This is a genomic window from Clostridium puniceum, from assembly GCF_002006345.1.
Lineage (GTDB): Bacteria > Bacillota > Clostridia > Clostridiales > Clostridiaceae > Clostridium > Clostridium puniceum.
This window is the reverse complement of sequence record NZ_LZZM01000183.1, coordinates 1-25,181: the sequence shown is the minus strand read 5'-3', so window position 1 is coordinate 25,181 and position 25,181 is coordinate 1. Positions and strand designations below refer to the sequence as shown.

20 protein-coding genes are annotated in these 25,181 nt (G+C 29.8%); 5 read left to right on the top strand and 15 right to left on the bottom strand.

Features of this window, described 5'->3' with window-relative positions:
* Nucleotides 1-44: 44 nt before the first annotated feature.
* Nucleotides 45-3,134: an efflux RND transporter permease subunit gene (locus tag CLPUN_RS15915; RefSeq protein ID WP_077848235.1), complete on the bottom strand. Its 3,090-nt coding sequence runs from the start codon at nucleotides 3,132-3,134 to the stop codon at nucleotides 45-47.
* Nucleotides 3,135-3,146: 12 nt separating this feature from the next.
* Nucleotides 3,147-4,397 (bottom strand): efflux RND transporter periplasmic adaptor subunit, encoded by a 1,251-nt coding sequence (locus tag CLPUN_RS15910; protein WP_077848234.1) that lies wholly within the window; start codon nucleotides 4,395-4,397, stop codon nucleotides 3,147-3,149.
* Nucleotides 4,398-4,757: 360 nt separating this feature from the next.
* On the opposite strand from CLPUN_RS15910, the gene CLPUN_RS15905 reads away from it, so the two are divergent.
* Together CLPUN_RS15905 and CLPUN_RS15900 are read left to right on the top strand one after the other, a co-directional pair.
* Nucleotides 4,758-5,435, top strand: coding sequence for a response regulator transcription factor (locus CLPUN_RS15905; protein ID WP_077848233.1), 678 nt, complete (start codon nucleotides 4,758-4,760; stop codon nucleotides 5,433-5,435).
* Nucleotides 5,428-6,459, top strand: coding sequence for a sensor histidine kinase (locus CLPUN_RS15900; protein ID WP_077848232.1), 1,032 nt, complete (start codon nucleotides 5,428-5,430; stop codon nucleotides 6,457-6,459). The genes CLPUN_RS15905 and CLPUN_RS15900 overlap by 8 nt, the downstream gene beginning before the upstream one ends.
* 203 nt (nucleotides 6,460-6,662) lie before the next feature.
* Here CLPUN_RS15900 and CLPUN_RS15895 read toward each other — a convergent pair whose 3' ends face one another.
* The 4 genes from CLPUN_RS15895 to CLPUN_RS15880 all read right to left on the bottom strand — a co-directional run bounded on the left by CLPUN_RS15895 (nucleotide 6,663) and on the right by CLPUN_RS15880 (nucleotide 13,078).
* Nucleotides 6,663-7,124, bottom strand: a complete 462-nt coding sequence (locus CLPUN_RS15895; RefSeq protein ID WP_077848231.1) for a MarR family winged helix-turn-helix transcriptional regulator — start codon at nucleotides 7,122-7,124, stop codon at nucleotides 6,663-6,665.
* A gap of 117 nt (nucleotides 7,125-7,241) precedes the next feature.
* Nucleotides 7,242-8,522 carry a TolC family protein gene (locus tag CLPUN_RS15890; protein WP_077848230.1) on the bottom strand — a complete coding sequence of 427 codons (1,281 nt, stop codon included), beginning with the start codon at nucleotides 8,520-8,522 and terminating at the stop codon, nucleotides 7,242-7,244.
* A 212-nt stretch (nucleotides 8,523-8,734) separates the two neighbouring features.
* Complete coding sequence (locus CLPUN_RS15885; RefSeq protein ID WP_077848229.1) at nucleotides 8,735-11,815, bottom strand: efflux RND transporter permease subunit; 3,081 nt, start codon at nucleotides 11,813-11,815, stop codon at nucleotides 8,735-8,737.
* A gap of 12 nt (nucleotides 11,816-11,827) precedes the next feature.
* Entirely contained in the window at nucleotides 11,828-13,078 is a 1,251-nt protein-coding gene (locus tag CLPUN_RS15880) for an efflux RND transporter periplasmic adaptor subunit (protein WP_077848228.1), read from the bottom strand.
* 429 nt (nucleotides 13,079-13,507) lie between these two features.
* On the opposite strand from CLPUN_RS15880, the gene CLPUN_RS15875 reads away from it, so the two are divergent.
* Both CLPUN_RS15875 and CLPUN_RS15870 read left to right on the top strand, forming a co-directional pair.
* Nucleotides 13,508-14,476 carry a sensor histidine kinase gene (locus tag CLPUN_RS15875; protein WP_242954156.1) on the top strand — a complete coding sequence of 323 codons (969 nt, stop codon included), beginning with the start codon at nucleotides 13,508-13,510 and terminating at the stop codon, nucleotides 14,474-14,476.
* An 87-nt stretch (nucleotides 14,477-14,563) separates the two neighbouring features.
* Entirely contained in the window at nucleotides 14,564-15,229 is a 666-nt protein-coding gene (locus tag CLPUN_RS15870; RefSeq protein WP_077848226.1) for a response regulator transcription factor, read from the top strand.
* A 194-nt stretch (nucleotides 15,230-15,423) separates the two neighbouring features.
* On the opposite strand, the gene CLPUN_RS15865 is transcribed toward CLPUN_RS15870, so the two are convergent.
* The 7 genes from CLPUN_RS15865 to CLPUN_RS15840 all read right to left on the bottom strand — a co-directional run bounded on the left by CLPUN_RS15865 (nucleotide 15,424) and on the right by CLPUN_RS15840 (nucleotide 20,767).
* Nucleotides 15,424-16,047 (bottom strand): 4Fe-4S binding protein, encoded by a 624-nt coding sequence (locus tag CLPUN_RS15865; RefSeq protein WP_077848225.1) that lies wholly within the window; start codon nucleotides 16,045-16,047, stop codon nucleotides 15,424-15,426.
* 66 nt (nucleotides 16,048-16,113) lie between these two features.
* Nucleotides 16,114-17,019 carry an SIR2 family NAD-dependent protein deacylase gene (locus CLPUN_RS15860; protein WP_077848224.1) on the bottom strand — a complete coding sequence of 302 codons (906 nt, stop codon included), beginning with the start codon at nucleotides 17,017-17,019 and terminating at the stop codon, nucleotides 16,114-16,116.
* Nucleotides 16,970-17,779, bottom strand: coding sequence for a protein-ADP-ribose hydrolase (locus CLPUN_RS15855; RefSeq protein ID WP_077848223.1), 810 nt, complete (start codon nucleotides 17,777-17,779; stop codon nucleotides 16,970-16,972). The genes CLPUN_RS15860 and CLPUN_RS15855 overlap by 50 nt, the downstream gene beginning before the upstream one ends.
* Nucleotide 17,780: 1 nt before the next feature.
* Nucleotides 17,781-18,515 carry an ATP-binding cassette domain-containing protein gene (locus CLPUN_RS15850; RefSeq protein ID WP_077848222.1) on the bottom strand — a complete coding sequence of 245 codons (735 nt, stop codon included), beginning with the start codon at nucleotides 18,513-18,515 and terminating at the stop codon, nucleotides 17,781-17,783.
* A gap of 20 nt (nucleotides 18,516-18,535) precedes the next feature.
* The gene (locus tag CLPUN_RS27165) at nucleotides 18,536-19,444 is read right to left on the bottom strand and encodes a glycine betaine ABC transporter substrate-binding protein (RefSeq protein WP_143329071.1); all 909 of its coding nucleotides are present in this window, start codon (nucleotides 19,442-19,444) and stop codon (nucleotides 18,536-18,538) included.
* A complete protein-coding gene (locus CLPUN_RS27160) occupies nucleotides 19,444-20,085 on the bottom strand; it encodes an ABC transporter permease (protein WP_143329070.1) in 642 nt (213 codons plus the stop codon). Before CLPUN_RS27160 ends, CLPUN_RS27165 begins: the two co-directional genes overlap by 1 nt.
* An 82-nt stretch (nucleotides 20,086-20,167) precedes the next feature.
* A complete protein-coding gene (locus tag CLPUN_RS15840; RefSeq protein WP_077848221.1) occupies nucleotides 20,168-20,767 on the bottom strand; it encodes a pyridoxamine 5'-phosphate oxidase family protein in 600 nt (199 codons plus the stop codon).
* A 152-nt stretch (nucleotides 20,768-20,919) separates the two neighbouring features.
* On the opposite strand from CLPUN_RS15840, the gene CLPUN_RS15835 reads away from it, so the two are divergent.
* On the top strand, nucleotides 20,920-21,252 hold the full coding sequence (locus tag CLPUN_RS15835; protein WP_077848220.1) for a winged helix-turn-helix transcriptional regulator: 333 nt from the start codon (nucleotides 20,920-20,922) through the stop codon (nucleotides 21,250-21,252).
* 187 nt (nucleotides 21,253-21,439) lie between these two features.
* Here CLPUN_RS15835 and CLPUN_RS15830 read toward each other — a convergent pair whose 3' ends face one another.
* Both CLPUN_RS15830 and CLPUN_RS15825 read right to left on the bottom strand, forming a co-directional pair.
* Nucleotides 21,440-22,363 carry a nuclear transport factor 2 family protein gene (locus CLPUN_RS15830; protein WP_077848219.1) on the bottom strand — a complete coding sequence of 308 codons (924 nt, stop codon included), beginning with the start codon at nucleotides 22,361-22,363 and terminating at the stop codon, nucleotides 21,440-21,442.
* Nucleotides 22,364-22,787: 424 nt separating this feature from the next.
* A complete protein-coding gene (locus tag CLPUN_RS15825; RefSeq protein WP_077848218.1) occupies nucleotides 22,788-24,641 on the bottom strand; it encodes a beta-glucoside-specific PTS transporter subunit IIABC in 1,854 nt (617 codons plus the stop codon).
* Between the last annotated feature and the right edge of the window lie 540 nt (nucleotides 24,642-25,181).

The following is a 25,181-nucleotide window of genomic DNA, read 5'->3' as shown; positions in this document are numbered from 1 at the left end:
AAATTTTAGTATAGCCTCTTTAAATTCCTATAATATATTAATTTCTATAAATTTGAATTCAATTCACCATTAACTTTTGATGATTTTTTATGAGCTAATTTCTCAAATTTATTTTTCAAATCATCAAGTATTGTGTATGCAATTGGCACTACAAATAAGGTTAAAATTGTAGCAGTAATTAAGCCTCCAATTACAACTTGTGCCATTGGTGCAGTTATCTCTGCACCTAAGCTTGTAGAAACAGCTGAAGGTAACATACCAAATATCATAGCTAAAGTTGTCATAATTATTGGACGTAATCTTTTGAGTCCTGCTTCTTTTAAAGCTTCATTTCTAGGTATTCCTTCTTTAATCCTTTCCTTAGCTGCATCAATAAGCAATATTCCATTTTTCGAAACTAATCCCATAAGCATTACTATACCAAGTAATGCTGTCATACTTATTTCACTTCCGAAAACAAATAGTCCTAGCATTGCTCCAATAATTGCAAGTGGTAAAGCAAATAGTATAGATACTGGATCAATAAAGCTTTCAAATTGTGCTGCCATAACTAAATACAAGAAAATAATTGCTAACACTATTGCTTGCATTAAACTTGCCACACTTTTTTGCATCATCTGATTCATTCCACCAAGTGATAATGAAATTCCTTCTGGTAGCTCACTTTTGATTTTTTCAAGATATTGATTTTGGAAAGTACCTGTTGAAACTCCTGAAACATTACAAGAAATTTCAACTTGTGCTTGTTTACCATATCTGTGTAATTCTGATGAGGTTGTTCCAATAACTTTCTTAGTTACTTGTGTTAATGGAATTTGAGTATTATTCGAACCTGAAACGTAAATTCCATTAAGATCATTAAGATTTTTACGCTGATCTTCATCAAGAGACACTTTAACATCATATCTATCTTTTCCACCATCATATTTTGTTACAGTTGACCCATTAAATAGTGTATACAAAGTACTTGCAACATCTGAACTATTAACACCTAAATCTGCAGCTTTGTCACGATCTACATCTATCTTTGCTTCAGGTGCACCAGATTTATTATTGCTGCTTACATCTCTTGCATTAGGATCCTCCGCCATTTCTTTCTTTATTTTTTCTGCGAATACTTGAAGCTTTTCTCTATCTTCACTTACAAGATTATAAGTTATATCTTTTGAGGCTCCTCCTCCGCCTCCCATTGAAGCAGCTGATACTGTAACCTCAGTTCCTGGAATTCCGCTTAAATCTGTTCTAAGCTTTTCAGCTATTTCTCTTGAACTATTCTTACGCTCTTTTTTATCTACTAACTCAAGTTTAATTGATGTTTTGCTTTTACTTACAGTTGAATACATTCCTTCTACTTCTGGATACTTACTTTTAATTATTTCCTCAAGTTGTTTATTTTTTTGCGATGCTGCATCTAAAGTCATTCCAGAATCAAAATCTGCACTAACTGTTACTTGACCTTTATCACTGGAAGGCAGCATAGAAAAACCTAAATTTGTACCTACTCCAATACTACCTATAAACATAACTGCACAAATAATTAAAACTAGTAATCTGTAATTAAGAGTCTTCAGTAACAAATGTGAATATTTTTCAGCCAAGCTATCAAATTTCTCATTGAACCACTCAAAAAACTTACCAACAAATGTTTTACTTTCCTTTTTCCCCTCTTTAAGCATTTTAGATGACATCATAGGCACAAGGGTAAAAGATACAAACAATGAAACTACCATACTAAAAACAATAGTCAAAGCAAATTCAATAAAGTATTTTCCAAGCATTCCTTCTATCATTGCTATAGGTAAGAATACTGCAATAACAGCTGAAGTTGTTGCTATTACTGCAAATCCAATTTCAGAGGTAGCTTCTCTTGCTGCTTCTATTGGACCTTTTCCCATATGCAAATGTGTTACAATATTTTCAATAACAACTATGGCATCATCAATTAAAAGCCCTACGGCCAGTGATAACCCTGTTAAAGACATTGTATTTAATGAAAAGTTCGTCATTTTCATACAAATGAAAGTAGTTACAATTGATATTGGTAGAGATAATGCACTTATAAGAGTACTTTCCCATTCATGTAAGAACAAGAATACAATAATAACTGCGAGTACACATCCCTCTATAATAGTATGATTAACGCCTTCTACTGTGGCTTGAATTGATTCTGAATTATCACTAACAATATCAACATGTACACCATCTGGTAAAGATGCTTTAATCTCATTTAATTTTGATTTAACACCTTCTGCTACTTCAACAGTATTAGCACCAGATTGCTTAACTACATCTATACCAATTGATTGTTTCCCTTGATAAAAAGCAAGACTTGTCTTATCTTCAACTGTATCTTCAACTTTTGCGATATCTTTTAATCTGATTTCTGTTCCATTTTTCTTAGTTATTAAAATATTCTTAAAGTCTTCAATTTTTTGTATCTTACTATTTGTAGTAATAGAAATCTCATTATCTGCATCAGTAACTTTTCCGCTTGATTGGTCAATATTATCAATTCTAATACTGTTTACTACTTGACTTGATGTAAGACCGTACTGTAATAATTTATTATTATCTAGCTTTATATGAATTTCTCTTGTATCCTGACCAGATACGTCTACTGATCCAATACCAGAAACTGTATATAGCTTTGGTTTTATAGTTTCATCTACAATGTCTGATAATTCTTGATTATCATCCAATCCATAAACAGCAATAGATACTATAGATGATGCTGACATATCAAATTTAGAAATAACCGGATCATTAGCATCAGTTGGTAATTCCCCTCTAATACTTGAAACCTTATCTCTAACCTCTTGTGCTGCCACATCAGAATCTTTACTTAATTCAAATCCTATAGTAGTTTGTGAAACCCCTTCTGTTACAGTAGATGTTATAGTGTCAACTCCTGAAATTTTTTGAACTGCATCTTCAACTTTTTTTGTTACCTTTGTTTCAAGTTCTTGTGGTGTTGCCCCTTGTTGTGTAACAACAACTGAAACATAAGGCATATCTGCATCTGGCATATCATTAAGTACTAACTTTTGATAATTTGTATAACCTAAAATAGTGAGGGCAATCATTATAACTGTTATAAATACTGGTCTTTTAATACTAATATTTGCTATATTCATTTGTTATCCCTCCTATTTAGAAACTTCTTCTGCAGAATCACCATTTTGTTTAGTATTTGTTTCTAATGAATTTTCATCTTTGCTAGAAGCTACGTCTATTTCATTACCATCTTGTAATGTACTTGTATTAGTACAGATTATTTGCTCCCCATCCTTTATACCCTCTGTTATTTCTATATTTTTTTCATCAGTTTCTCCAATTTTTACTTTTTGCTTTTTAGCTTTTCCATTATCATTTATGAAAACTGAATAATCACCCTCATTTCCAACTAAAACATTAATTGGCACAGCTATCACTTGAGTTTTTTCTGAGTTTAAAAGTTTCGCTTTTGCATAAATACCTGGATACAGTGATTTATCACTGTTATCTATTTTTATCTTGCAACTAAATACTCTAGCCGCAGTATCAGCTGACAAATCTATTTTTTGAACAGTTCCATCATAGACTCTGTCACTTCCCTCAACAGTGGCTGTAGCTGCTTGTCCAATTTTTGTGCTACTTATTTTTTCTTGCGGTATTTGTATTGTTGCATATACAGCTGATATATCATTAACCTTTGCAAGTGCTGCACTAGGAGCTGCCATTTGTCCTATATTTATAGCCTTATCACTTATTACGCCACTTATGGGAGCTGTAATTACTGTATTCTTCAAATTATCTTGTAGATTAGCTATACTTACTTTTTGTGCTTCTATATTTGCTTGGGCTGATTGAATACTCACGTTTCCTGCCTCATAATCAGCTTCTGCTGTATTTACAGCCTTCTCAGCAGCTTCAAAATCAGCCTTTGATATACCACCCTTTTCATAAAGATTTTTTTGTCTGTCATAGTTGCGCTTAGCATCATCTAAATTAAGCTTAAGCTTTTTAAGAGTTACTTGTGCAGAATTTAATTGCTCTTCAATTACCTTTAATTGACTTTCTGAAGATCTTATATTATTTTCTATATCTTGAGCATCTAGAGTAGCTATTGTGTCACCTGCATTTACATATTGCCCATTTTCAATTGATACGGATATAATTCTTGCTGATATCTTACTGTTTATAATCCCTTGCTCAGTTGCTTCTAAAGTAGCTTTATATGTATCACCAGAATTTTTTTGTGTTGCCTTTGCACTTTGTACTTCAACTGCAGTTTTCTTCACAACAACTGCAACATTTTCATTTTTTTTGTTTGCTGATAAGTTATTTTTAACTACTATCACTCCTATTACTGCTACAATAACAACTGCAAATATAACTATTTTTTTTATATTTTTCATTTTTGCCCTCCTATTTTTTAACACAAAATATTTCTTCTATTAATCCGATAATTATAAAATACCATTCTATTTCTAGAGTGATACTTCCTACTTATAACCTTAATCGGATACTATTTCATTTTTGACTCATATCTACCATTAACAAATATTTAATACGGAGTTTAGCATAGAATTATTAACTCAATTTAAACTTTTTAGTTAATTTTCATTTTAATAATTGAATCTTTTTCAAAAATCCTACAAGTATGAGTTTATATTCAATTTATATTTGTTAGTTATAATTGATGTAAGCTTTATATTATGGCGCAAAAAAACAGTTAAAATATTATATAATTAATACAATTGAAGGAGGTTGTTGAAATGTTTCATATTTTAATCGTAGAGGATGATGTAGAACTTTGTGAATTATTCAGTACTGTCTTGGTCAAAAATGGATATAAAACTACTAGTGCAAAGGATGGTGTTGAAGCACTTAATGTTTTAGATAGAGAATATATTGACTTAATTCTTTCTGACATTATGATGCCTAATATGGATGGTTTTGAACTAATTCAATCTATTCGAGATGCACAATTTAATCTTCCGGTATTAATGATTACAGCTAAGGAAAGCTTTCAAGATATTAAGCGTGGTTTTCTACTTGGAATTGATGATTATATGATCAAGCCCATTAATGTTAATGAAATGGTGCTAAGAGTTGGAGCATTGCTAAGAAGAGCACAAATTATTAATGAAAAAAAACAATGTATTGGCGAAACTTTATTGGAATACGATTCTTTGTCCGTATATCAAAATAGTGAAGCAACAGTACTTCCACAAAAAGAATTCTATATTTTATATAAACTTGCCTCTTACCCTAATCGTATATTTACCAGACAAGAACTTATGGATGAATTTTGGGGCCTTGATTCAGAGACAGATATCCGAACTGTAGATGTACATATTAATCGTCTGAGAGATCGTTTTAAAAGTAATAATGATTTTGAAATAATAACTGTAAGAGGACTTGGATATAAGGTGGTAAAGAAACATGAATAAAAATAATACCTTAAAACCAATATTTTTTTCTTCATTAATCATTTTTTTTATTATGTTAGTATCAGCAGTAATTTCTTTCACTATAAATATCTACTTTAATATAGTTCCTATACCAACTTCAAGCTCCATACTCTTTCCACTTATTAATTTATATATTATTAGTTTGCTTGTAGGAACAATTATTGCAGCTATCATAGGAAAGATAATATTACCTCCAATTATAAAAATTAGTGAAGCGTTAATTGAAGTCGCAAAAGGTAATTTTAATATTAAAATAAATCAAGAAAAGCATCCTGTCAAAGAACTAGAAAAAATGTTACACAATTTTAATATTATGGTGAATGAACTCAATAATATTGAAACTTTTCGTAATGACTTTATTGACAATGTTTCTCATGAATTCAAAACGCCTATTGCCTCTATAGATGGATATACAATGCTGCTTCAGGACAGTAATCTGACAGAAGAAGAAAGAAATAAATATATTGAAAAAATACTTAACAATACAAAAAGATTGTCTAATTTGATCCATACTATTCTACAAATTTCAAAACTTGAAAATCAAGGAATCATAGCAGAAAAAAGAAACTTTAAACTAGATGAGCAATTTAGACAAACTTTATTATTTCTTGAACCAAAATGGTCTGACAAAAATATTGACTTAGATATTAATTTAGATGAAATTACTTTCTATGGAAGTGAAGAATTATTATCACAAGTATGGGTAAATATATTAGATAACGCAATAAAATTCACACCAGATAATGGAATAATTGCATGCACCTTAAAACAATCTTCTGGCTGGATTACAGCAATCATTTCGGATACTGGTGTTGGTATCACCGAAGATGTGCAAAAACATATCTTTGACAAGTTTTATCAGGGAGATAAATCCCATTCTTCTGAAGGCAATGGCTTAGGACTAGCCCTTGTAAAAAGAATTATCAATTTATGTGGAGGGATAATAGAAGTGGATAGCCAGTTAGGGAAAGGATCTATTTTTACTATTAAATTACCATGTTAAACAGAGAGGTGCTTAGCGAGGTCACTGATAAACTGAAAATATTTAATATTTTATATCTAAAAATATTAAAGAGAGCCTTTAGAAATGGTTCTAATGGCTCTCTTATTTTACCAATTCAAACAGTGAAAATTTAAGGGTGCTTTTTCAGTGGCCTCGTGCTTAGCCCCCCTGTTTAACATATAAATTATAAATATATTTATAATTTATATGTTACTTTCCAGCTTTTCTTTCACTTTAATTATTAAGTTACATAAAAGCTCTTTTTCGTCTTGTTGTATAAAATCTAACACAGACACTTTAAAAATTCCATTATTTCGAAATACATCATTCATAATTTCATTTCCTTTTTCTGTTATAATCACATTCATGATTCTTCTATCTTCTAAATCTGGACGTCTTTTAACTAATCCTGCCAATGATAGTCTATCAACTAAAACTGTTACTCCTGATTTTACAATTTCTAGCTCATCACCCAATAAAGACATTTTTACACCTTTATCTTTACTTATATAAATTAAATATAATGCTTGAAATTCTATTTCCTTCATATTTAACTTTTTACATAATTTAATATAATACTTATTTGTTAACTTAAAGACACTAAATATGTCTTTAAGTATATTAAAATCATTTTGGAATTTATTATTAAGATTCTCTTTTTTCATAAAAACTAACTCCTAAGAAACACACTGCAATTTGAAAAAATTTAAACCATGTCTTTAAATTTTTTCAAATTTTATTTTTTTAAATCTTATCCATCATCAATACTTTAGCTTAGGCCACTAACTAAGCAGCCAAGGCTTTTGAATTTGATTTTTTAATGTATTGTAGTCATTAATGGAAGTTCTTAAATCTGTTTCTAAAGTATCGTTATCTATAACTTGTTTATCATATGCTATTTTAGTTATTAACCCTTGATCATATTTTAGCTTTGCAATACTAAGTTCATTATTCTTTACCTCTATGTTAGATTTGGCTACATTGATACTATTTTCCATATCTATGAGCTTCGCATAACTTTCCTTTAATCCTTTTTTAAGATTTTTTTTGTTTTCCTCTAAAGAAACTTTACTACTGCTTAAATTATATTTATTTTGTAGATAGGTTCCATAATCAGTAAATGAATTTTCATATTCTCGTTCTGCTTTTGCATATCCCTCTGAATCAAAAACTTGATTTCCATTTTCATCAGATGATTTAAAATCATCTTTATCAGGTTTATCACTGCTACTTGGTCGATGTACTTTATTATCATCTAAATTGTCCTTAGTTAATTCAAAAATCTTCTTGTCATATTTGTAATATTTATCTATAACATTATCAAAATATTCATCTTGAGATTTATTTATCTTAAATGCTTCAAACTCTTGCTCCTCTTGTAAAGAATAATTATTTAAGTCTTTTTCCGTTAATATTTTAAAATAATCTTGAGCATTTTTTAATTGATCTTCTTTAGCTTTTTCACTATTTTTTAGCTTTTGAAACTCAACGTCTGCATTTTTTATTTCTATTTCAGTTGCTAATCCTAAGTCTTTTTTTAGCTTCACATATCCATTTTCTATAGTCTTAATTTCTAACTGCTTTTTTATCTGATCAATTTCATTGTTCCTTGTAATTAAATCATTATATTTATTTGTGATATCTTGTGCTATTTGATCTTCCATATAATCTTTTTGTTCTTTAGTTTGATCAACTGTTAATTCAAGTTTATCATAAGGAAAGTCGTTATCATCATTATCTTGAATATCATCAAGTTCATCTTGAATATCTAGTTTATCCTCATATAATTTTATCTCTTTAGACTTTAAAGCAAGTTTATCACTATTGTTAATGGCTGCATCTATAGATTCCTGTAAAGTAAGAACTGGCTTTTGCGTTACCTGATCTTTTTTCACTTGATTTTGTACATATATAACTCCAGTATTAGTAGTATCCGCTGTTGTTTCATTAATAGTAGTAGTGTTATTTTGTACATCCTCTTCTCCAAATGCTGTGATAGCATTTCCGCTTATAACACTTATTCCAATTGCAAAGGCAATTAATTTATTAATATTTTTTCTCATATGTATCCTCCTCTTAAATGCTTATTTAAAAACTAGCTCTTTTTATAATTAATGTAGGTTTTGCTTTTATTTTTTTAATAAATAATCTATACTATCAAATTAAAATTCATTTCATTAATTAAAATATATTCCAGTTAAATAAAAGGACTATATCTAAAATTAAATCCAACTAAATTAAATTTTAGTATAGTCTCTTTAACTGTCTATAATATCTATAAATTTGAGTTTAATTCATCATCAATTTTTGATGATTTTTTATGAACTAACTTATTAAATTTATTTTTCAAATCATCAAGTATTGTATATGCGATTGGTACTACAAATAGCGTTAAAACTGAAGATGTAATTAATCCACCAATTATTGCCTGCGCCATAGGTGCACGTGATTCTGAACCTGATCCTGTTGCTATAGCCGCTGGAATCATACCAAATATCATGGCCAAAGTAGTCATTACTATAGGACGCAATCTTACATATCCTGCTTCTCTTAAAGCTTCTTTTATAGGAATACCCTCTTTCATTTTTTCCTTTGCAGAGTCAATAAGAAGAATTCCATTTTTTGCAACTAATCCCATAAGCATAATAATACCTACCATACAAATCATACTTATAGAGCTTCCAAAAACGAATAATCCAATTACAGCTCCAATAATTGCAAGTGGCAAGGCAAACATTATAGAAATAGGATCAATAAAACTTTCAAATTGCGCTGCCATAACTAAATACAAGAAAAGTATTGCTAGAAATATAGCTTGCATTAAGCTCTGCATACCTTCCGCCATCATCCCACTAGTTCCTCCTACAGATAATGAAACTCCATCTGGAAGTTGACTTTGAATCTTTGCCTTGTAATTACTTTCAAAAGTACCTGAAGATATTCCTGTAACATTAGCAGAAACCTCAACTTGTGGCTGCTTATTATATCTGTGTAACGATGAAGAAGTTGTTTCAACGACCTTTTTAGTTACTTGACTTAAAGGAACTTGTTGACCTTTTGTTCCTAAAACATAAATATTGTTAAGATCATTAAGGTTTTTACGTTCGCTATCATCTATAGATATTTTTACATCATATCTATCTTTCCCACCATCATATTTACTTACAGTTGAACCATTAAATAATGTTGATAGCATACTTGCAACATCTGAACTACTAACCCCTAAATCTGCTGCTTTATCACGATCCACCTCGATCCTTACTTGTGGTGTCCCAGATTTACTATTTGTACTAACATCTCTTGCGTTAGGATCTTTAGACATTTCTTCTGCCATCTTATTTGCAAAGGCTTGAAGCTTTGTTCTATCATCTCCAACAATATTGTAAGCTACATCTTTTGAACCTCCACCAGCACCTGATGCAGCAGTTACTGTGACTTGAGCCCCTGAAATACCTTGCAGATCGCTTCTAAGCTTTTCTGCTATTGCTTTTGAACTATCCTTACGCTGCTTTTTATCAACTAACGAAATCTTAATTGATGTTTTACTCTTACTTACTGTTGAATACATAAACTTTACTTCTGGATATTTACTAATAACAGCTTCAAACTGCTTAGTTTTTTCTGATGCATTATCTAGCGTTATTCCTGAATCAAATGCTGCACTAACATTAACCTGACCATTATCAGTGGCAACCTGTGATTCAAAGCCTAATGTTGAACCTAATCCTATACTTCCTACAAACATGGCGCCTGAAATACCTAAAACTAGTAATCTTTTATTAAGGCTTAAAACTAATAACTGTGAATATTTCTCAGCAAAAATATCAAATTTCTCATTAAACCATTTGAAAAACTTCCCAATAAATGTTTTACTTTCTTTTTTTTCTCCCTTAAGCATTTTAGATGACATCATAGGTACAAGGGTAAAGGATACAAACAATGAAACTATCATACTAAACACAACTGTAAGTGCAAATTCAATAATGAATTTTCCTACCATTCCTTCTACCATTGCCATAGGGAAAAATACTGATATAACAGCTAAAGTTGTTGCTATTACTGCAAATCCAATTTCTGATGTAGCTTCCTTTGCTGCTTCTACAGCAGATTTACCCATATGCAGATGCCGTACAATATTTTCTATAACAACTATAGCATCATCAATTAGCAGACCAACGGCCAGTGATAGTGCCATTAATGACATTGAGTTTAATGAAAAGTTCATAAATTTCATACATATAAAAGTACTTATAACTGAAATTGGAAGAGATAGTGCACTTATAAGTGTACTTTCCCATTCATTTAAGAACAGGAACACTATAATAACTGCTAATATACATCCTTCAATAATTGTTTTCATAACCTCATCAACACTTTCTTCTATTGATGTGGAATTATCACTAACAATATCAACCTGTATACCTTCTGGTAAAGAAGCTTTAATTTCATTTATTATTTGTTTAACATCTTTTGCTACTTCAACAGTATTAGCACCTGATTGCTTAACTATGTCAATACCAATTGCTTGATTTCCTTGATAGTATGCAATACTGCTTTTTTCCTCAAATCCGTCTTCTATTTTTGCAACATCTTTTACCCTGATTTCTGCATCATTCTTTTTAGTTACTAAAATATTTTTAAAGTCTTCTATTTTTTTTATCTTACTATTTGTTGTAATAGAAATTTCATTATTTCCATCAACAACCTTTCCAGTTGATTGATCTATATTATCTTTTTTTATGCTATTTATAACATCACCTGGTGATAAGCCATAAGATAATAGCTTATCGTTATCAAGCTTTATATGAATTTCTCGTGTATCCTCACCAGATACATCTACTGATCCAACTCCTGATACTGTATATAGTTTCTTATTTAAAGTGTTATCTATAAAATCTGTCATTTTTTGAGTGTCATTTGAACCATAAACAGCAATAGATAAAATTGATGAAGCCGACATATCAAATTTAGATATAATTGGATCATTAATGTCAGTTGGTAATTCTCCTCTAACAGTAGAAATTTTATCTCTAACTTCTTGTGCCGCTACTTCACCATCTTTGCTTAACTCAAATGCTATAGTTGTTTGCGAAGAGCCTTCGCTTACAGTAGAAGTTATAGTATCAATTCCAGAAATTTTTCCTACTGCATCTTCTATTTTTTTTGTCACCTTTGATTCAATTTGTTCAGGTGTTGCCCCTGGCTCTATAATCATAACTGAAACATAAGGCATGTCTACATTAGGCATATCATTAAGTACTAATTTTTGATAACTAGTATAACCTAAAATAGTGAGGGCAATCATTATAACTGTTATAAATACAGGTTTTTTAATACTCAAATTAGCTATATTCATTTGTAATCCCTCCTATTTAGAAACTGCTTCTGCATTGTCACCATTTTGTTTAGAACTTTCTTCTGAATCATTGCTATTTTCATTAGAAACTATTTCCACTTCATCACCATCTTGCAACGTACTCGTATTTGTACAGATTATTTCATCTCCATCTTTTATACCAGAGGTTATTTGTACATTATTTTCCTCAGTTTCTCCAATTGTAGCTTTTTGTTTTCTAGCTACGCCATTATCATTTATAAAAACAGAATAATCCCCTTCACTTCCAACTAAAGCATTTATTGGAACAGTAATAATTTCAGTTTTTTGATCACTAAAGAGCTCTACCTTTGCAAAAGTTCCTGGATACAGTGTATTATCACTATTATCTAGTTTTATTTTACACTCAAAAACTCTTGCAGTAGTATCAGCTGATAAATTTATATTTTGTACAGCTCCACTATAAGATTGATCACTTCCTTCAAAGGTAACTGTAGCTGCTTGTCCTACTTTTACATTGTTTATTTTATCTTGTGGAATTTGTATTGTTGCATATACAGCTGCTATATTATTAACCTTTGCAAGGGCTGTCCCCTGAGATGCCATTTGTCCTATATTTACGCTTTTGTCACTTATAACACCGCTTATAGGTGCTTTAATCACAGTATTATTTAAACTGTCCTGTAAATTAGCTATACTTACTTTTTGTACTTCTATATTAGCTTTTGATGTTTCAATACTTACATTTCCTGCTTCATAATCAGCTTGTGCATTGGTTAAAGTTTTTTCTGCTGCTTCATAATCAGCCTTTGATATGCCTCCCTTTTCATAAAGAGCTTTTTGTCTTTCATAGTTACGATTAGCATCATCCAAACTAGTCTTAAACTTTTTTAGAGATACTTGCGCAGAATTTAATTGTTGCTCAGTTACCTTTAATTGACTTTGTGAAGCTTCTATATTATTTTGTATGTCCTGAGCATCTAGAGTGACTATTACGTCACCAGCTTTTACATGTTGTCCATTTTCAACTGATACCGAAATAACTCTTGCTGATATCTTACTATTTATAATACCTTGCTCAGATGCTTCCAAAGTTGCTTTATATGTATCACTTGAATTTTTTTGCACTGCCTTTGCACTTTGTACTTCAACTGCTGTTTTACTTACAGTAACTGCAACATTTGCTTTTTTGGCACTTGATGATAAGTTATTTTTAACTACTATAGCACCTATTACTGCTACAATAACAACTGCAAATATAACTATTTTTTTTATTTTTTTCATTTTCACACCCCTATTTATATATATAAGTATTATTGGATTAATCATTTTTAATGTTTGTTATTTAATATATTTGGGTACACTACCATAAATAGATTTTATATTTAAATCTTTTTCAGTCATAGTTACTTTAGTTATCAAACAATATATGACTTTAGTCATATATGTATATATAGGAACAATGATATAATAAAAACAAATAATTTATAAAGAATTGAGTGATAATAAATGTTAAAAGTAAAGAATTATTTTTCAACTATTAAATTCATGATATTTATTATAATCTTTATATCTATATACATAAGTATTTATTTTGAATATACAAATCACTATTTCTTGATGATTTTATATTTTTGTTTAATTACCATAATAATGATTAATTCATATTTAATAAATATAAAAAACAAAACCTCAGGGAGACTTTTCCATATAATGTTGCTTATTAATATTTGCACTGTATCAGTGCTTCAAAATGCTGTGCCAAGTGTAAGTATTTTTACCTATGGTTATGCTTTGTTAGATGATATCTTTAAAGAAAAAAAAGAGAAAATAAAGTTATTTATTTCAATGCATTTTTTTCTATTTTTTTTACTTCTTTATTTAACTCTCATAAAAAGGTATGATATTAACACTTCAATAATAATGATTGTCATGGGGATTAGTTTATTAGCTTACGTAGGCCTAGCTGGTATGTTATACAGCATAAGAACTCTAGAAATAGAAAAAGAAGAAATAAAACATCTAAATGAAAAATTAAAGATAGCTAACATAAAACTTCAGGAATATGCACTGGAAGTAGAAGAAGTAACTATTTCTAAGGAAAGAACAAGAGTTGCACAAGAGCTTCATGATTCATTAGGTCATTCCCTAATGGCTCTTGCCATGCATTTAGAATTTGCTAAAAAGATATGCACTACTAAACCTCAAAAGGTAGAGGAAGTATTATCCCAATCTGAGAAAATAGCAAAATCAAGTATTAATGACCTTAGAACCGTAGTCACTCTTCTTAATTCAGAGCTTGAAATAAAAGATTTTAATGGTTCAATAGAAAAACTTATTACTAATTTTTATCTTTTTAGCAATCTAAAAATTACTTTCAATAAGAATAGAACCCTTGATGAATTAAGTCCAGGAATTAAAACTTCACTATATCGAACAATACAAGAATCTATAACTAATAGCTTAAAGCATGGCAGTGCAACAGAAATTAATATAAAAATTACAATGACTAGTGAAAATGTTGAGCTTGTTATTACTGATAATGGAATAGGCTGTGAAAATATTGTTAAATCAAATGGATTGAATGGAATTGAAAATAGAATAAAGTTGTTAAGTGGTACAACATATTACTTTAGTCATAATAACTTAGGCTTTGGAGTAAAAATATCTATTCCAATATAAATATAGTTACTTCCTAGTTATTAATTACTAGGTATCCCTGTATTCTGTATTTGTTCAAGTATAAATGAAATGAGGTGAATATAAATTATGATAAATGTCATATTAGTTGATGATCAGGAAATTGTGCGAGAAGGAATAAAAATGATTTTAAGCTTAGATGATGACATAACTATTATAAAAGAAGCCCAAAATGGAAAGCAGTTATTAGAAATTCTCAGTGAGGGGCAATTTCCTGATGTAATTCTTATGGATGTCAGAATGCCAATAATGGATGGAGTTGAGGCAGCCAAGATTGTTAAAGAAAAATATAAAGATATAAAGGTGATAATATTAACTACCTTTAATGAAGATGAATATATATTTGAAGGAATTAAACATGGTGTTGATGGATACATCTTGAAAGATGCAGGCTCTGATTATATAATCAAAGCTATTAAAACAGCTTATAACGGAAATATGCTTCTAGATCCTGAAGTAGCTACTAAAATTGTTAGAGCTTATAATTCAATGTCTACGGATAAGCAGACTCCTGCTCAAATAAATGAGTATAAAAAGAAATTAGAATTGCTTACCCAAAGAGAACTAGAGGTTGCAAAACTTGTTGCTCAAGGTAAAAGTAATAAAGATATTTGTCTTCTACTTTTTCTAACAGAAGGTACAGTAAAAAATTATTTAACCAAGATATTTGAAAAATTAGAATTAAGTAGTAGAACTGAATTAGCATTATTTATTAATCAGGCTGATTTGAAATAGCAGGTATTTTAATTCATCTGCTATTTTAATAAAGCTATTTATTTTTTCTATACTTACTCTGAAAAATTCCACATTTCTTCCGAAAAGTTACCTTTTTCCATATAAGCTGCAATGACATATTTTTTTCCCTCATGTCTTTACAATGTCATATAGTCTTGTCATTTGAATATTTGTATGTTCTCTATTAACTCTAATTATCTTTTTTCAACTGCACTGAATGGACAAACTGACATACAATTTCCACAATGTAAGCAATTTTCTTGCTTAATTACCACTGGTTTTACAGATATATCAATACATTTTTGTGGACACTTTGAATAACATATTTTACACCCTCTGCACTTATCTGTGACAAAATACCCTCCTTTTACTTCCACTGCTTCTCCGAGTGTAAAAGCTTCTCTTGTGATAGGCTTTGTAGATAAATCAAAATATTCTCCTTGTCCTTCATATAATTGAAAGACTTCCAAAGCCATTCTACTTTCTTTTTCTGGATATATGTCACACATATATGTATTTACTTCAAATACTTTATCTAATAATTCTTGACCTACATTTTTGACCTTTCCACGAAGAGAAATTGCTTTCTTATTTAAAGAGCCTTTGCCACCAGTCATTCCACTTATGGCTACATATTTTTTATTCATTAGTTGATGATAAAATTCTTTTCCCTTAGCCGTAATAAAATACAAACTCTTATCATCTACAAGCATAATATCAATAACTCTAGCCTGTGGAAGCCCATTTTCATCAACCGTTGCAAATACTGTTGAATGAATTTCCTCTTTTAAAATTTTTAAATACTCTTTTATTTCCATACTTATCCTCCACACTAATTTCTTTGTTCTTATATAGATAATGTTTCCTCTATATAAGTTTATATCTTATTCTATCTTTTCACATGAGTAATTAAGAATGTCACTCAATGCTTTTCCTATATCATCTGATATGCTTATTGATTTCTTCTCAATTTCTGTAGGTACCTCTGCACAATTCAAGTTAATTCTTATTAAGTTAGCATATGGATAATGATTAGTTATGTTTTCAAATGGATATCTTATAATTCCTGGTGTGTTATATCCTACCCCTAATTCTAATAATACAAGCCTTTTATCTTTAGCTTCTCTAACAAATTTTTCATATTTAGATATGTTAGTAAAATGCGGTTTTTGCACAAAAGAATTATCTACACGAAGATTAGGCACTAAAAACTTACCACATTTAGGGCATCTTGGAATATCTTCTTCCTTAATCTTTATAGAATCCCTCATATTATTAATCATCTTATCTATCATTTCCTTGTTGTCATAAACATCTTGAGTGCAAGGTTTTGAACATTGAAATAAAGCATAATCACCTTGTGGTGCAAAAATCTTTTCCTTTGGGAATCCTGCTTTTTCAAATTGCCCATCTACATTAGTTGAACAAATAAAGTACTCTTTATCTTTTAACAGTTCAAATAATATTTCGTAAGGTTTAATAACAGGAGTATTGTAACGAATATTTTGAATATGATTAGACCAATATCCCCAATATGAAAGTATATTTTTCTCGCTTATCTCCCAAAATACTGATTGTATTTCAAGAATACTCTTAAGTCCCATTTCATAATATTTAGGAAACCATTTTTGTGCTAGTTCTGAACATGCATAGTTTATACCTCCAGAAGCTGAAAGTCCTGATCCAGCTCCAATCAATATACAATCAGCATTTTTAATTAGTTCTACCACTTCTCCAATATTATCCGAATAAGTTTTTGTAAATTTGAAAGTCTTCTTCTTTGAAAACATTTATAACAACCCTTTCTATTTTTTCATTATTATCATCTAAAAAATCACATATTGTTTTTATAGCCATTTCTGCTGCCTTTTCTTTTGGAAAATGAAATTCCCCTGTTGATATACAGCAAAAAGCAATTGATTTTATATTATTTTCTACAGCTACTTCTAAGCATGATTTATAGCAAGATTCAAGCTTCCTGCAATCCTCATCAGTTAATTTTCCACTTATAATCGGACCTACTGTATGAATTACATGTTTACATGGAAGATTATAAGCACCAGTAACTTTAGCACTTCCTGTTGGCTCTAAAACCCCTTGCTTATTCATTATTTCATTACACTCCAGACGAAGCTGAATTCCTGCTGCTGAATGGATTGCATTGTCAATACATGCATGACATGGCACAAAGCATCCTAGCATTTGATTATTAGCTGCATTTACAATTGCATCTACTTTCAAGCTTATAATATCACCTTGCCATAGCGTTATTTCATCTCCATGTTTGTTATTCTTATCTGGAAACATCTCATTTAACGTTGCTAAATCTTTCAACTCTACAGTTCCCTTTTCTTTGGATTCATTTATTAAAAATTCATCTTGCACTTTAATAAATTCATCACTAGCCTCATAAGGTTCTCTAATATTCATTAACGAACGTAATAATTTGCGTTTCCCTTCATAATCTTTTGGAATGCTAATGCCTTTATATTTTTCCTCTTCATTTATTAATTCTTTTATTAAAAAGTCAATCTGTTCTATTTTATTCATGTTACTTCACTCCTACAAGTTCTTTCACAAAATCAGTTTTCGGTTGGCCTACAATTTCTGAAGGTGTTCCTGCTTGAATAATTTTCCCTTTATCCATAACCAAAACTCTAGTTCCAAGCTTTAAAGCTTCTTTAATGTCATGAGTAATAAATACAATTGTTACTCCAAGTTTCTCATAGATATTTAAAATCTCTTCTTGCAGTAGTCTCCTAGTTATTTCATCCACAGCTCCAAAAGGTTCATCCATAAGCAATATTTTAGGTGAAGCCGCTAATGCTCTTGCAATGCCAATTCTTTGACGTTGCCCTCCTGAAAGTTCACTTGGATAACGCTCTAAAATATCTTCACTCATTCCAACTACTTTTATTAAATTACTAACATTGTTTAATATTTTATTCTTATCCTCTTTTTTTATTAAGTTAGGCACATATGCTATATTTTTCTTTATATTCATATGTGGAAATAATCCTACGCCTTGAATAACATATCCTATATTTCTTCTTAGTTGGATTTGATCAACTGTAGCAATATCGTTTCCATCTACATATACCTTTCCACTGTCTGGCGCGAGCAATCCGTTAATAAGCTTTAGGGCTGTAGTTTTGCCACATCCTGAGCTACCAATTATAGTTATGAATTCACCTTTATTTATCTTCAAATTAAAATTATCTAATATTAAGTTTCCATTATATCCTTTTGAAACATTATCAAAGTGAATAGTTGCATCATTATTCATATTTTACTCACCCACTTATATTATTTTTTCAATAAGCCTTTACTTTCTAAAAATTCTTTTGCAACATCTTTTTCGTCGCGTTTATTAGTTTCAACTTCATAATTTAATTTAGCCATTTCACTATCAGTTATTATATCTTGCATCTTCATTAAAACCTCTTTAAGTTCTGGATATTTCTTAAGTGTATCTTCACGTACCACAGTTCCACAGTAGTATGTTTGGAAAAAGTTTTTATTATCTTTAAGAGCCACTACATCAGATGCACTAAGTTGTCCATCTGTTGTAAATACATTCATTACATCAATTTCTTTAGAATTTATAGCTTTATATTTCAATCCTATATCCATATCTGATGTTTTCTTGAAATCAAATTCATAATCATTGCAAAGTGCCTTATATCCATCTTCTCTTTCATAGAAATCATATTCAGCTCCAAAAGTAAGCTCTGGTGCATATTTTGCTAAATCAGAATAACTTTTTATATTATATTTTTCTGCAATATCCTTTCTAACTGCAAGTCCATATGTATTATTAAATCCATATAACCCAACCCATGTTAATTTGTATTGCTCTTCATACTTTTCTTTAAGTTGTTTATAAAGCGTATCATTATCTGGAAGGCCCTTTTCCCTCAAAACTTCACTCCAGCCTGTTCCTGTATATTCGGGATATAAATCAAAGTCGCCTTTTACAATGGCAGAGTGAATATTACTTGTTCCCCCACCAATACCTTTTGTGATTTCTACATTAAGATTGGTGTTATCTTTAATAAGTAATGATAACATCTCACTTAGTATTAATTGTTCTGTCATTGGCTTTGTGGCAATCTTAATTGTTCCACTGTTTTTTGAACATCCCGTTAAGAAAACTGTCACAGTTAAGACAACAGCTGTAAAAGCTGTAAATATTTTAGTTTTTAAATTTTTCATTATATTAATCTCCATTTCTTTTTTATCACTTTTTCAATTATTCCAATAAGAAAATCAAGTATCAATGCTAATAATGCAATTAACAAACTACCGGCCATTGTCATGACACCATTATTTGTTGTAATTCCTCTATATATAGCTACTCCAAGACCTCCTGCTCCAACAAATGATGCAATACCTGCAAGAGCAATTGTCATAACTACCATATTCCTAAGTCCTGATAATATGACTGTTAGTGCAAGAGGTATTTTTATTTTGTATAAAACCTGAAAAGGTGTGCTTCCCATTCCCTTTGCAGCTTCTATAATTGAAGAATCTATATTCTCTATTCCTGTATGAGTACTTCTAACCATAGGCAGCAAGGCATATACCGTAAGTGCTATTATGGCTGTCATATTTCCAATTCCTGAAAAAGGAATAAGAAATCCAAGTAGAGATATAGATGGTATTGTGTAAATAAAATTTGTTATTCCTAAGACAATAGGTGATGTTTTCTTATATTCACTAATAATAATTCCTAGTAATAACCCCAATATAGCTGCTATTAAAATTGAAATAGCTGAAAGTTCTAAATGCTGCAATATAAGATTAAGGAAAAAGTCCCATCTATCAACATACAACTTAAATATATTTTTAATCATTGATTCCTCCTAATACATGTTAAAGCAAATTATATTTTTAACTTGCTATATTTAATAATATTATTAAATATTATTAAATATATTAAATTCTTTTTATTGCCTTAACTGGACATCTTTCAAAACATAATCCACAATGCAAGCAATTGAGTTGGTTTATTACATATGGAGACCCCTTCGTTATACATTGTTGCGGACAATCTTTTGCACAAGAATTGCAGCCAATACATTCTTCTGAAATAATAAACCCTTTTTTCTCAATCTCACAATTTCCAAAAGAAAAAGATTCTCTAAAAATTGGGCTTACAGATAAATCAAAAAATTCACCATGACCTTCATATAAGCAAAATGCTTCTAATATATATCTGCTCTTGCCAGGATAAACATTATTCATTGAAAGATTTTCATCAAAAACTCTATCTACCCAGCCCTTTTCTAATTTTTTAACCTTACCATTTAAACGAACAGTTTGATATTTTTTGTTTACACCTGTTATTGCTACTTCCTGTTTTTCTTCCAATTGCTTATAAAAATCTTTACCTCTTGCAGTAACAAAATATAATTTTTTATTTTCTATTATCATTACATCTATAATACGAACTTGTGGATGTCCATCCTCATCAACTGTTGCAAAAGAAACATCCTTTATTTCCCTTAATATCTTAAAATAATCTTTAGTTTTCATTAAAAATTCCCCCTAAGTTATAGCAATTTAATTTTTATTGCTTTTTTTAATCTTTAATCTTATAATAATTTCTATAATATCTAATGTAAAGTAAGCACTTTAAAGTGCTATAGTATCCCAAAGTATACTATTAAGAAAGGAAGTGTGTTTAGATGGCTAAAGAATTACCTGCTTGTCCTGTTGAAATGACTTTGCAGCTTATGGGTAATAGATGGAAAGTGTTAATAATTAGAGATTTGCTTGAAGGAACAAAACGCTTTGGTGAACTAAAAAAATCAATTGGTTCAATAACCCAAAAAGTTCTTACTCAAAATTTAAGAGAGATGGAGGAATCTGGACTAGTTATTCGTAAAGTTTATGCTGAAGTCCCTCCGAGAGTTGACTATACATTAACTGAAACTGGATATAGTTTAAGACCTATCCTTAATTCTATGGTTGAATGGGGAACTTCTTATAAAGTGAAACTTAATTCAGATGGGCTTTAATGCTCATCTGAATTTTAGAATAACGTTTCTACTTTAAAAAGAACCACCTCAATTTAATTTTTGAAGGTGGTTCATATTACATCCCTTGTTTTAAATGTATTGAAATATTCCTTAATTATATTACTAATATCTTCACGTTAATAAATTTAATAATACTAATGATTACATTACTAAATCTTCAATGCTATTAATTTTGATAAATAGCACTCTTATAGAACTTACCATTGTTATTCTTCCAAGTTGACTTATCAGCTATAGTTTCCATAACATCCCAATGTTCTGCTATCTTACCATTTTCTACTCTGAATAAATCATAGTATGATGTAGGCTTTCCACCAAATGTTCCTTCACTTACAGCTAATACAAAGTTACCTTGCCCAAGAACATAATGAGTTTTATTATAAACCATTGAAATTCCTTGTTTAGATAAACTTTCTAATGCTGTACTTAATCCAGAAAGTCCGTCAGCTATATCTGTATTATGCTGGATATATTTATCTCCATCAAAGTAATTAGTTATTGTATTTGGATCTTGACCTCCTAATACATCTCTTACAAAGTTACTAACTAATAATTTATTTTCTTCAGTTTTATTTAACTCTTTAATTGCTGTTGCTCCATCAAATTGTGTATGTCCACTTGGGTTAGGTTTTGCTACTGCAGTAAGGTTGTCCCAATGTTCTACAATTACACCATCTTTAAATCTAAATACATCAAATCCAGCTTGTTCTCCTGCTCCAAATAAATTGTATTCAGATTGTAAAAATACATAATTACCATCTTGAAATGCTCTTACGATTTTAACTGTTGTTCCAGCTGCCTTTAGAGCTGGAAGTACATCTAGCATAGTTTGTCTACCATCTGCAAATGCTAAATTATGTTGTATATAACCATCTTTGCTAACATAATCTATTATAGCTTTAGGATCTCCTGATTCAAGACTGTTCAATACTGCTTTTGCTTTATTGATATTACTTACTTGTGATTTTTTCTCCCCATTAGAAGTTGCTGTTATAGCTTTTGTCTCTGCACTTGCAGCACTTGAAGTATACTGTGCAATCCCTCCAGTTGCAATACAAGCTAATAATAATAATGACATTATTTTTTTCATAAAATTCACCTCTTTCCGTTATTGAATTATACAAACAATGTTTTGCCTGCCTTCTGATATCATAATAATTTATATATTATTATTTGCAAAGTAAGTACTTTAAAGTACTATAGTTTCTTAAATTATACTATTGCATAAATGCTTAGCTTGCTTACAGTTCCAATAATTGGTTTAGAAGATTAGATAATTTAATAACAACTTCACGAAAAGTGAATCTTATAACTCCATATGCATATCATCATTTAATAGAATCATTAATTTTAAATGATAGAAAATAAAAAGCCTTAGAATGTATGAGAAGCTATTTGGGTAAAGTGGTAAACAATGTAATAAAAAAATTCTCCAGTCATATTATAGTGTCTGGAGAATTTTTCATATTAGGCTTAACAATTATTATTTCTAATCAATTTTAATGAATATTTCATTATTTTATTATAGTAATAATATTTTCACCAATTTTTTTTGTTGTATCATTAGTTTGAATTATACTGCTAAATTCACTATAATTTGTTATTAAAACTGGTGTTGTAATTTCATATCCAGCTGCTTTAATTTTATCAATATCAAATTCTACAAGTAAATCACCCTTTTTAATAGTTTGACCACTTTGAACCTTAACATTAAAATATTGTCCATTTAATTCTACTGTATTAAATCCAATATGAATTAATATTTCTACACCTGAATTCGATTTTAATCCAAAAGCATGACCTGTTGGAAATGCTGCTTCAACTGTTCCATCTACTGGTGAATATATTTTTCCTTCCTCCGGAACAATAGCAATACCTTTTCCTAATTGTTCACTTGCAAAAGCTTTATCTGAAACGTCTGATAGAATCATTACTGTTCCATTTGCTGGACTTGCTACTTCTATCTCTTTCAAGTCTGCATCTGTTATTTCTTTAGATTCTTGTGTTTCTTCATTAATAATCATACTATCATTAAATCCAAATAAATATGTTCCAATTGCACCTCCAAAATAAGCTATTACACAAGCAATTAAAAATCCTACAAAACCTTGACCTATAAATGCTGGTAAAGTTAAAATACTTGCTCCTACAAGAGCACTTGCCCCTGCTCCTACGTAACCTGTTATTCCACCTGCTATTCCAGATGATATACATGCAATTATAAATGGCTTCTTATACTTTAATGTTACACCATATATTGCTGGTTCAGTTATTCCAAAAAGTCCTGTTCCTGCTGCTGATCCTGCGATAGCTTTTAACTTTGTATCCTTTGTTTTTAAGAAAACACCAAGTGCTGCTCCTGCTTGAGCAAAGTTATTTGGACCTGTTATTGTAAATAAAGTATCACGTCCATAAATTGCAAGATTGTTTGTTACAACAGGTACAAATCCCCAATGAAGACCAAAAATTATAAGTATTGGCCAAACTGTTGCAACTATCGCTCCACCAACCATTGGATTTATATTATAAAGATAAGTATATCCACTTGCTAATAATCTACCTAATGTATCCCCTACTGGTCCAATTACTAAAAATGTTAATGGTACTATTACAGCTAAACAAACTGTTGGGGTGATAAAGTTCTTACAAACTGTTGGAAGAGTTTTATTTAAAAGCTTTTCTAACCTTGATAAAACATATACTGCTAGAATTATAGGTACAACTGTTGATGGATAACTAATTAATACAACAGGAATTCCTAAAAAGTTAATGCTTTCTTTAGCAGAAAATAATGCTGTCATACTAGGATATAAAAGCGCACCTGCTACAGATACTGCTACAAAAGGATTCGCATTAAATTTCTTAGCTGATGTATAAGCTAACACTATAGGCAAGTAATAGAAAACACTATCACATGCGGCATATAAGACTTTATATGTACCACTTGAATCTGCTAACCACCCCATTGTTGTAAAAAGCATAAGTAATCCTTTTAAAATACCAGCACCACACATAGCTGCGAGTATTGGTGTAAATATTCCTGAAATTGTATCTATTGCAGCACTTATAAAGCCGTTTTTATCATTTGAACCTTCTTCATTATTAGAATTAAGTACAACTCCAGTAACATTACCAATAGTGTTATATACTTCTCCTACTGAATTACCAATTACAACTTGATACTGTCCAGCACTTTCTACAACTGTAATAACTCCTTCTAATCTCTCAAGCGCTGATTTATTAGCCTTTTCTTTATCCTTTAATTTAAATCTTAATCTTGTAGCACAATGTACTAATGATAATACGTTTTCTTTTCCACCAATATTTTTTACAATGTCCTTTGCTAATTGGTCATAATTTTTAGCCATTAATAACATCCCCTTCATATATTTATTGTAGACATTAATTATTAAAATATCTCATAAATATTTATTTTTAATTTACAAACTAAACGAATCCTTATTTTTATATTTTAGTTACTTACTAAAATATAATTTAGTTACTTAATTTTCTATTAACTATATAATCGTATAATTCCTGCATTTATATCTAAAGCTTTTCAAACACTTTATTAATTACTTCACCTTAGTTATCAACCCCTCTTACAAGCTATATTCTTCTACTAATTTTATCTAATTACTTTAATAGATATTTAAATAATTCTTCATTTAGCATGTATTTATTATATATCGTTTTCATAAATATTTCAATATATTTTTAGTAAATTTTTTGTTTTATTTTTATAAATTTTTAGTAGTTTCTTTGTTTTTTTATTTTATTTACTAATGTAAAAAAGCAAAAAGATGATTAAACACAAATGTATTTAATCATCTTCCTATAAAGTTATAATATATATTTTGCAATTAAATTTATATAATAAAGTTAGTTCCATATGCTAATACTAATAT

Coding starts and splice junctions, on each gene's coding strand:
- CLPUN_RS15915 (WP_077848235.1), bottom strand. CDS start 3,134: ATGAATATAGCAAATATTAGTATTAAAAGACCAGTATTTATAACAGTT.
- CLPUN_RS15910 (WP_077848234.1), bottom strand. CDS start 4,397: ATGAAAAATATAAAAAAAATAGTTATATTTGCAGTTGTTATTGTAGCA.
- CLPUN_RS15905 (WP_077848233.1), top strand. CDS start 4,758: ATGTTTCATATTTTAATCGTAGAGGATGATGTAGAACTTTGTGAATTA.
- CLPUN_RS15900 (WP_077848232.1), top strand. CDS start 5,428: ATGAATAAAAATAATACCTTAAAACCAATATTTTTTTCTTCATTAATC.
- CLPUN_RS15895 (WP_077848231.1), bottom strand. CDS start 7,124: ATGAAAAAAGAGAATCTTAATAATAAATTCCAAAATGATTTTAATATA.
- CLPUN_RS15890 (WP_077848230.1), bottom strand. CDS start 8,522: ATGAGAAAAAATATTAATAAATTAATTGCCTTTGCAATTGGAATAAGT.
- CLPUN_RS15885 (WP_077848229.1), bottom strand. CDS start 11,815: ATGAATATAGCTAATTTGAGTATTAAAAAACCTGTATTTATAACAGTT.
- CLPUN_RS15880 (WP_077848228.1), bottom strand. CDS start 13,078: ATGAAAAAAATAAAAAAAATAGTTATATTTGCAGTTGTTATTGTAGCA.
- CLPUN_RS15875 (WP_242954156.1), top strand. CDS start 13,508: ATGTTGCTTATTAATATTTGCACTGTATCAGTGCTTCAAAATGCTGTG.
- CLPUN_RS15870 (WP_077848226.1), top strand. CDS start 14,564: ATGATAAATGTCATATTAGTTGATGATCAGGAAATTGTGCGAGAAGGA.
- CLPUN_RS15865 (WP_077848225.1), bottom strand. CDS start 16,047: ATGGAAATAAAAGAGTATTTAAAAATTTTAAAAGAGGAAATTCATTCA.
- CLPUN_RS15860 (WP_077848224.1), bottom strand. CDS start 17,019: ATGTTTTCAAAGAAGAAGACTTTCAAATTTACAAAAACTTATTCGGAT.
- CLPUN_RS15855 (WP_077848223.1), bottom strand. CDS start 17,779: ATGAATAAAATAGAACAGATTGACTTTTTAATAAAAGAATTAATAAAT.
- CLPUN_RS15850 (WP_077848222.1), bottom strand. CDS start 18,515: ATGAATAATGATGCAACTATTCACTTTGATAATGTTTCAAAAGGATAT.
- CLPUN_RS27165 (WP_143329071.1), bottom strand. CDS start 19,444: ATGAAAAATTTAAAAACTAAAATATTTACAGCTTTTACAGCTGTTGTC.
- CLPUN_RS27160 (WP_143329070.1), bottom strand. CDS start 20,085: ATGATTAAAAATATATTTAAGTTGTATGTTGATAGATGGGACTTTTTC.
- CLPUN_RS15840 (WP_077848221.1), bottom strand. CDS start 20,767: ATGAAAACTAAAGATTATTTTAAGATATTAAGGGAAATAAAGGATGTT.
- CLPUN_RS15835 (WP_077848220.1), top strand. CDS start 20,920: ATGGCTAAAGAATTACCTGCTTGTCCTGTTGAAATGACTTTGCAGCTT.
- CLPUN_RS15830 (WP_077848219.1), bottom strand. CDS start 22,363: ATGAAAAAAATAATGTCATTATTATTATTAGCTTGTATTGCAACTGGA.
- CLPUN_RS15825 (WP_077848218.1), bottom strand. CDS start 24,641: ATGGCTAAAAATTATGACCAATTAGCAAAGGACATTGTAAAAAATATT.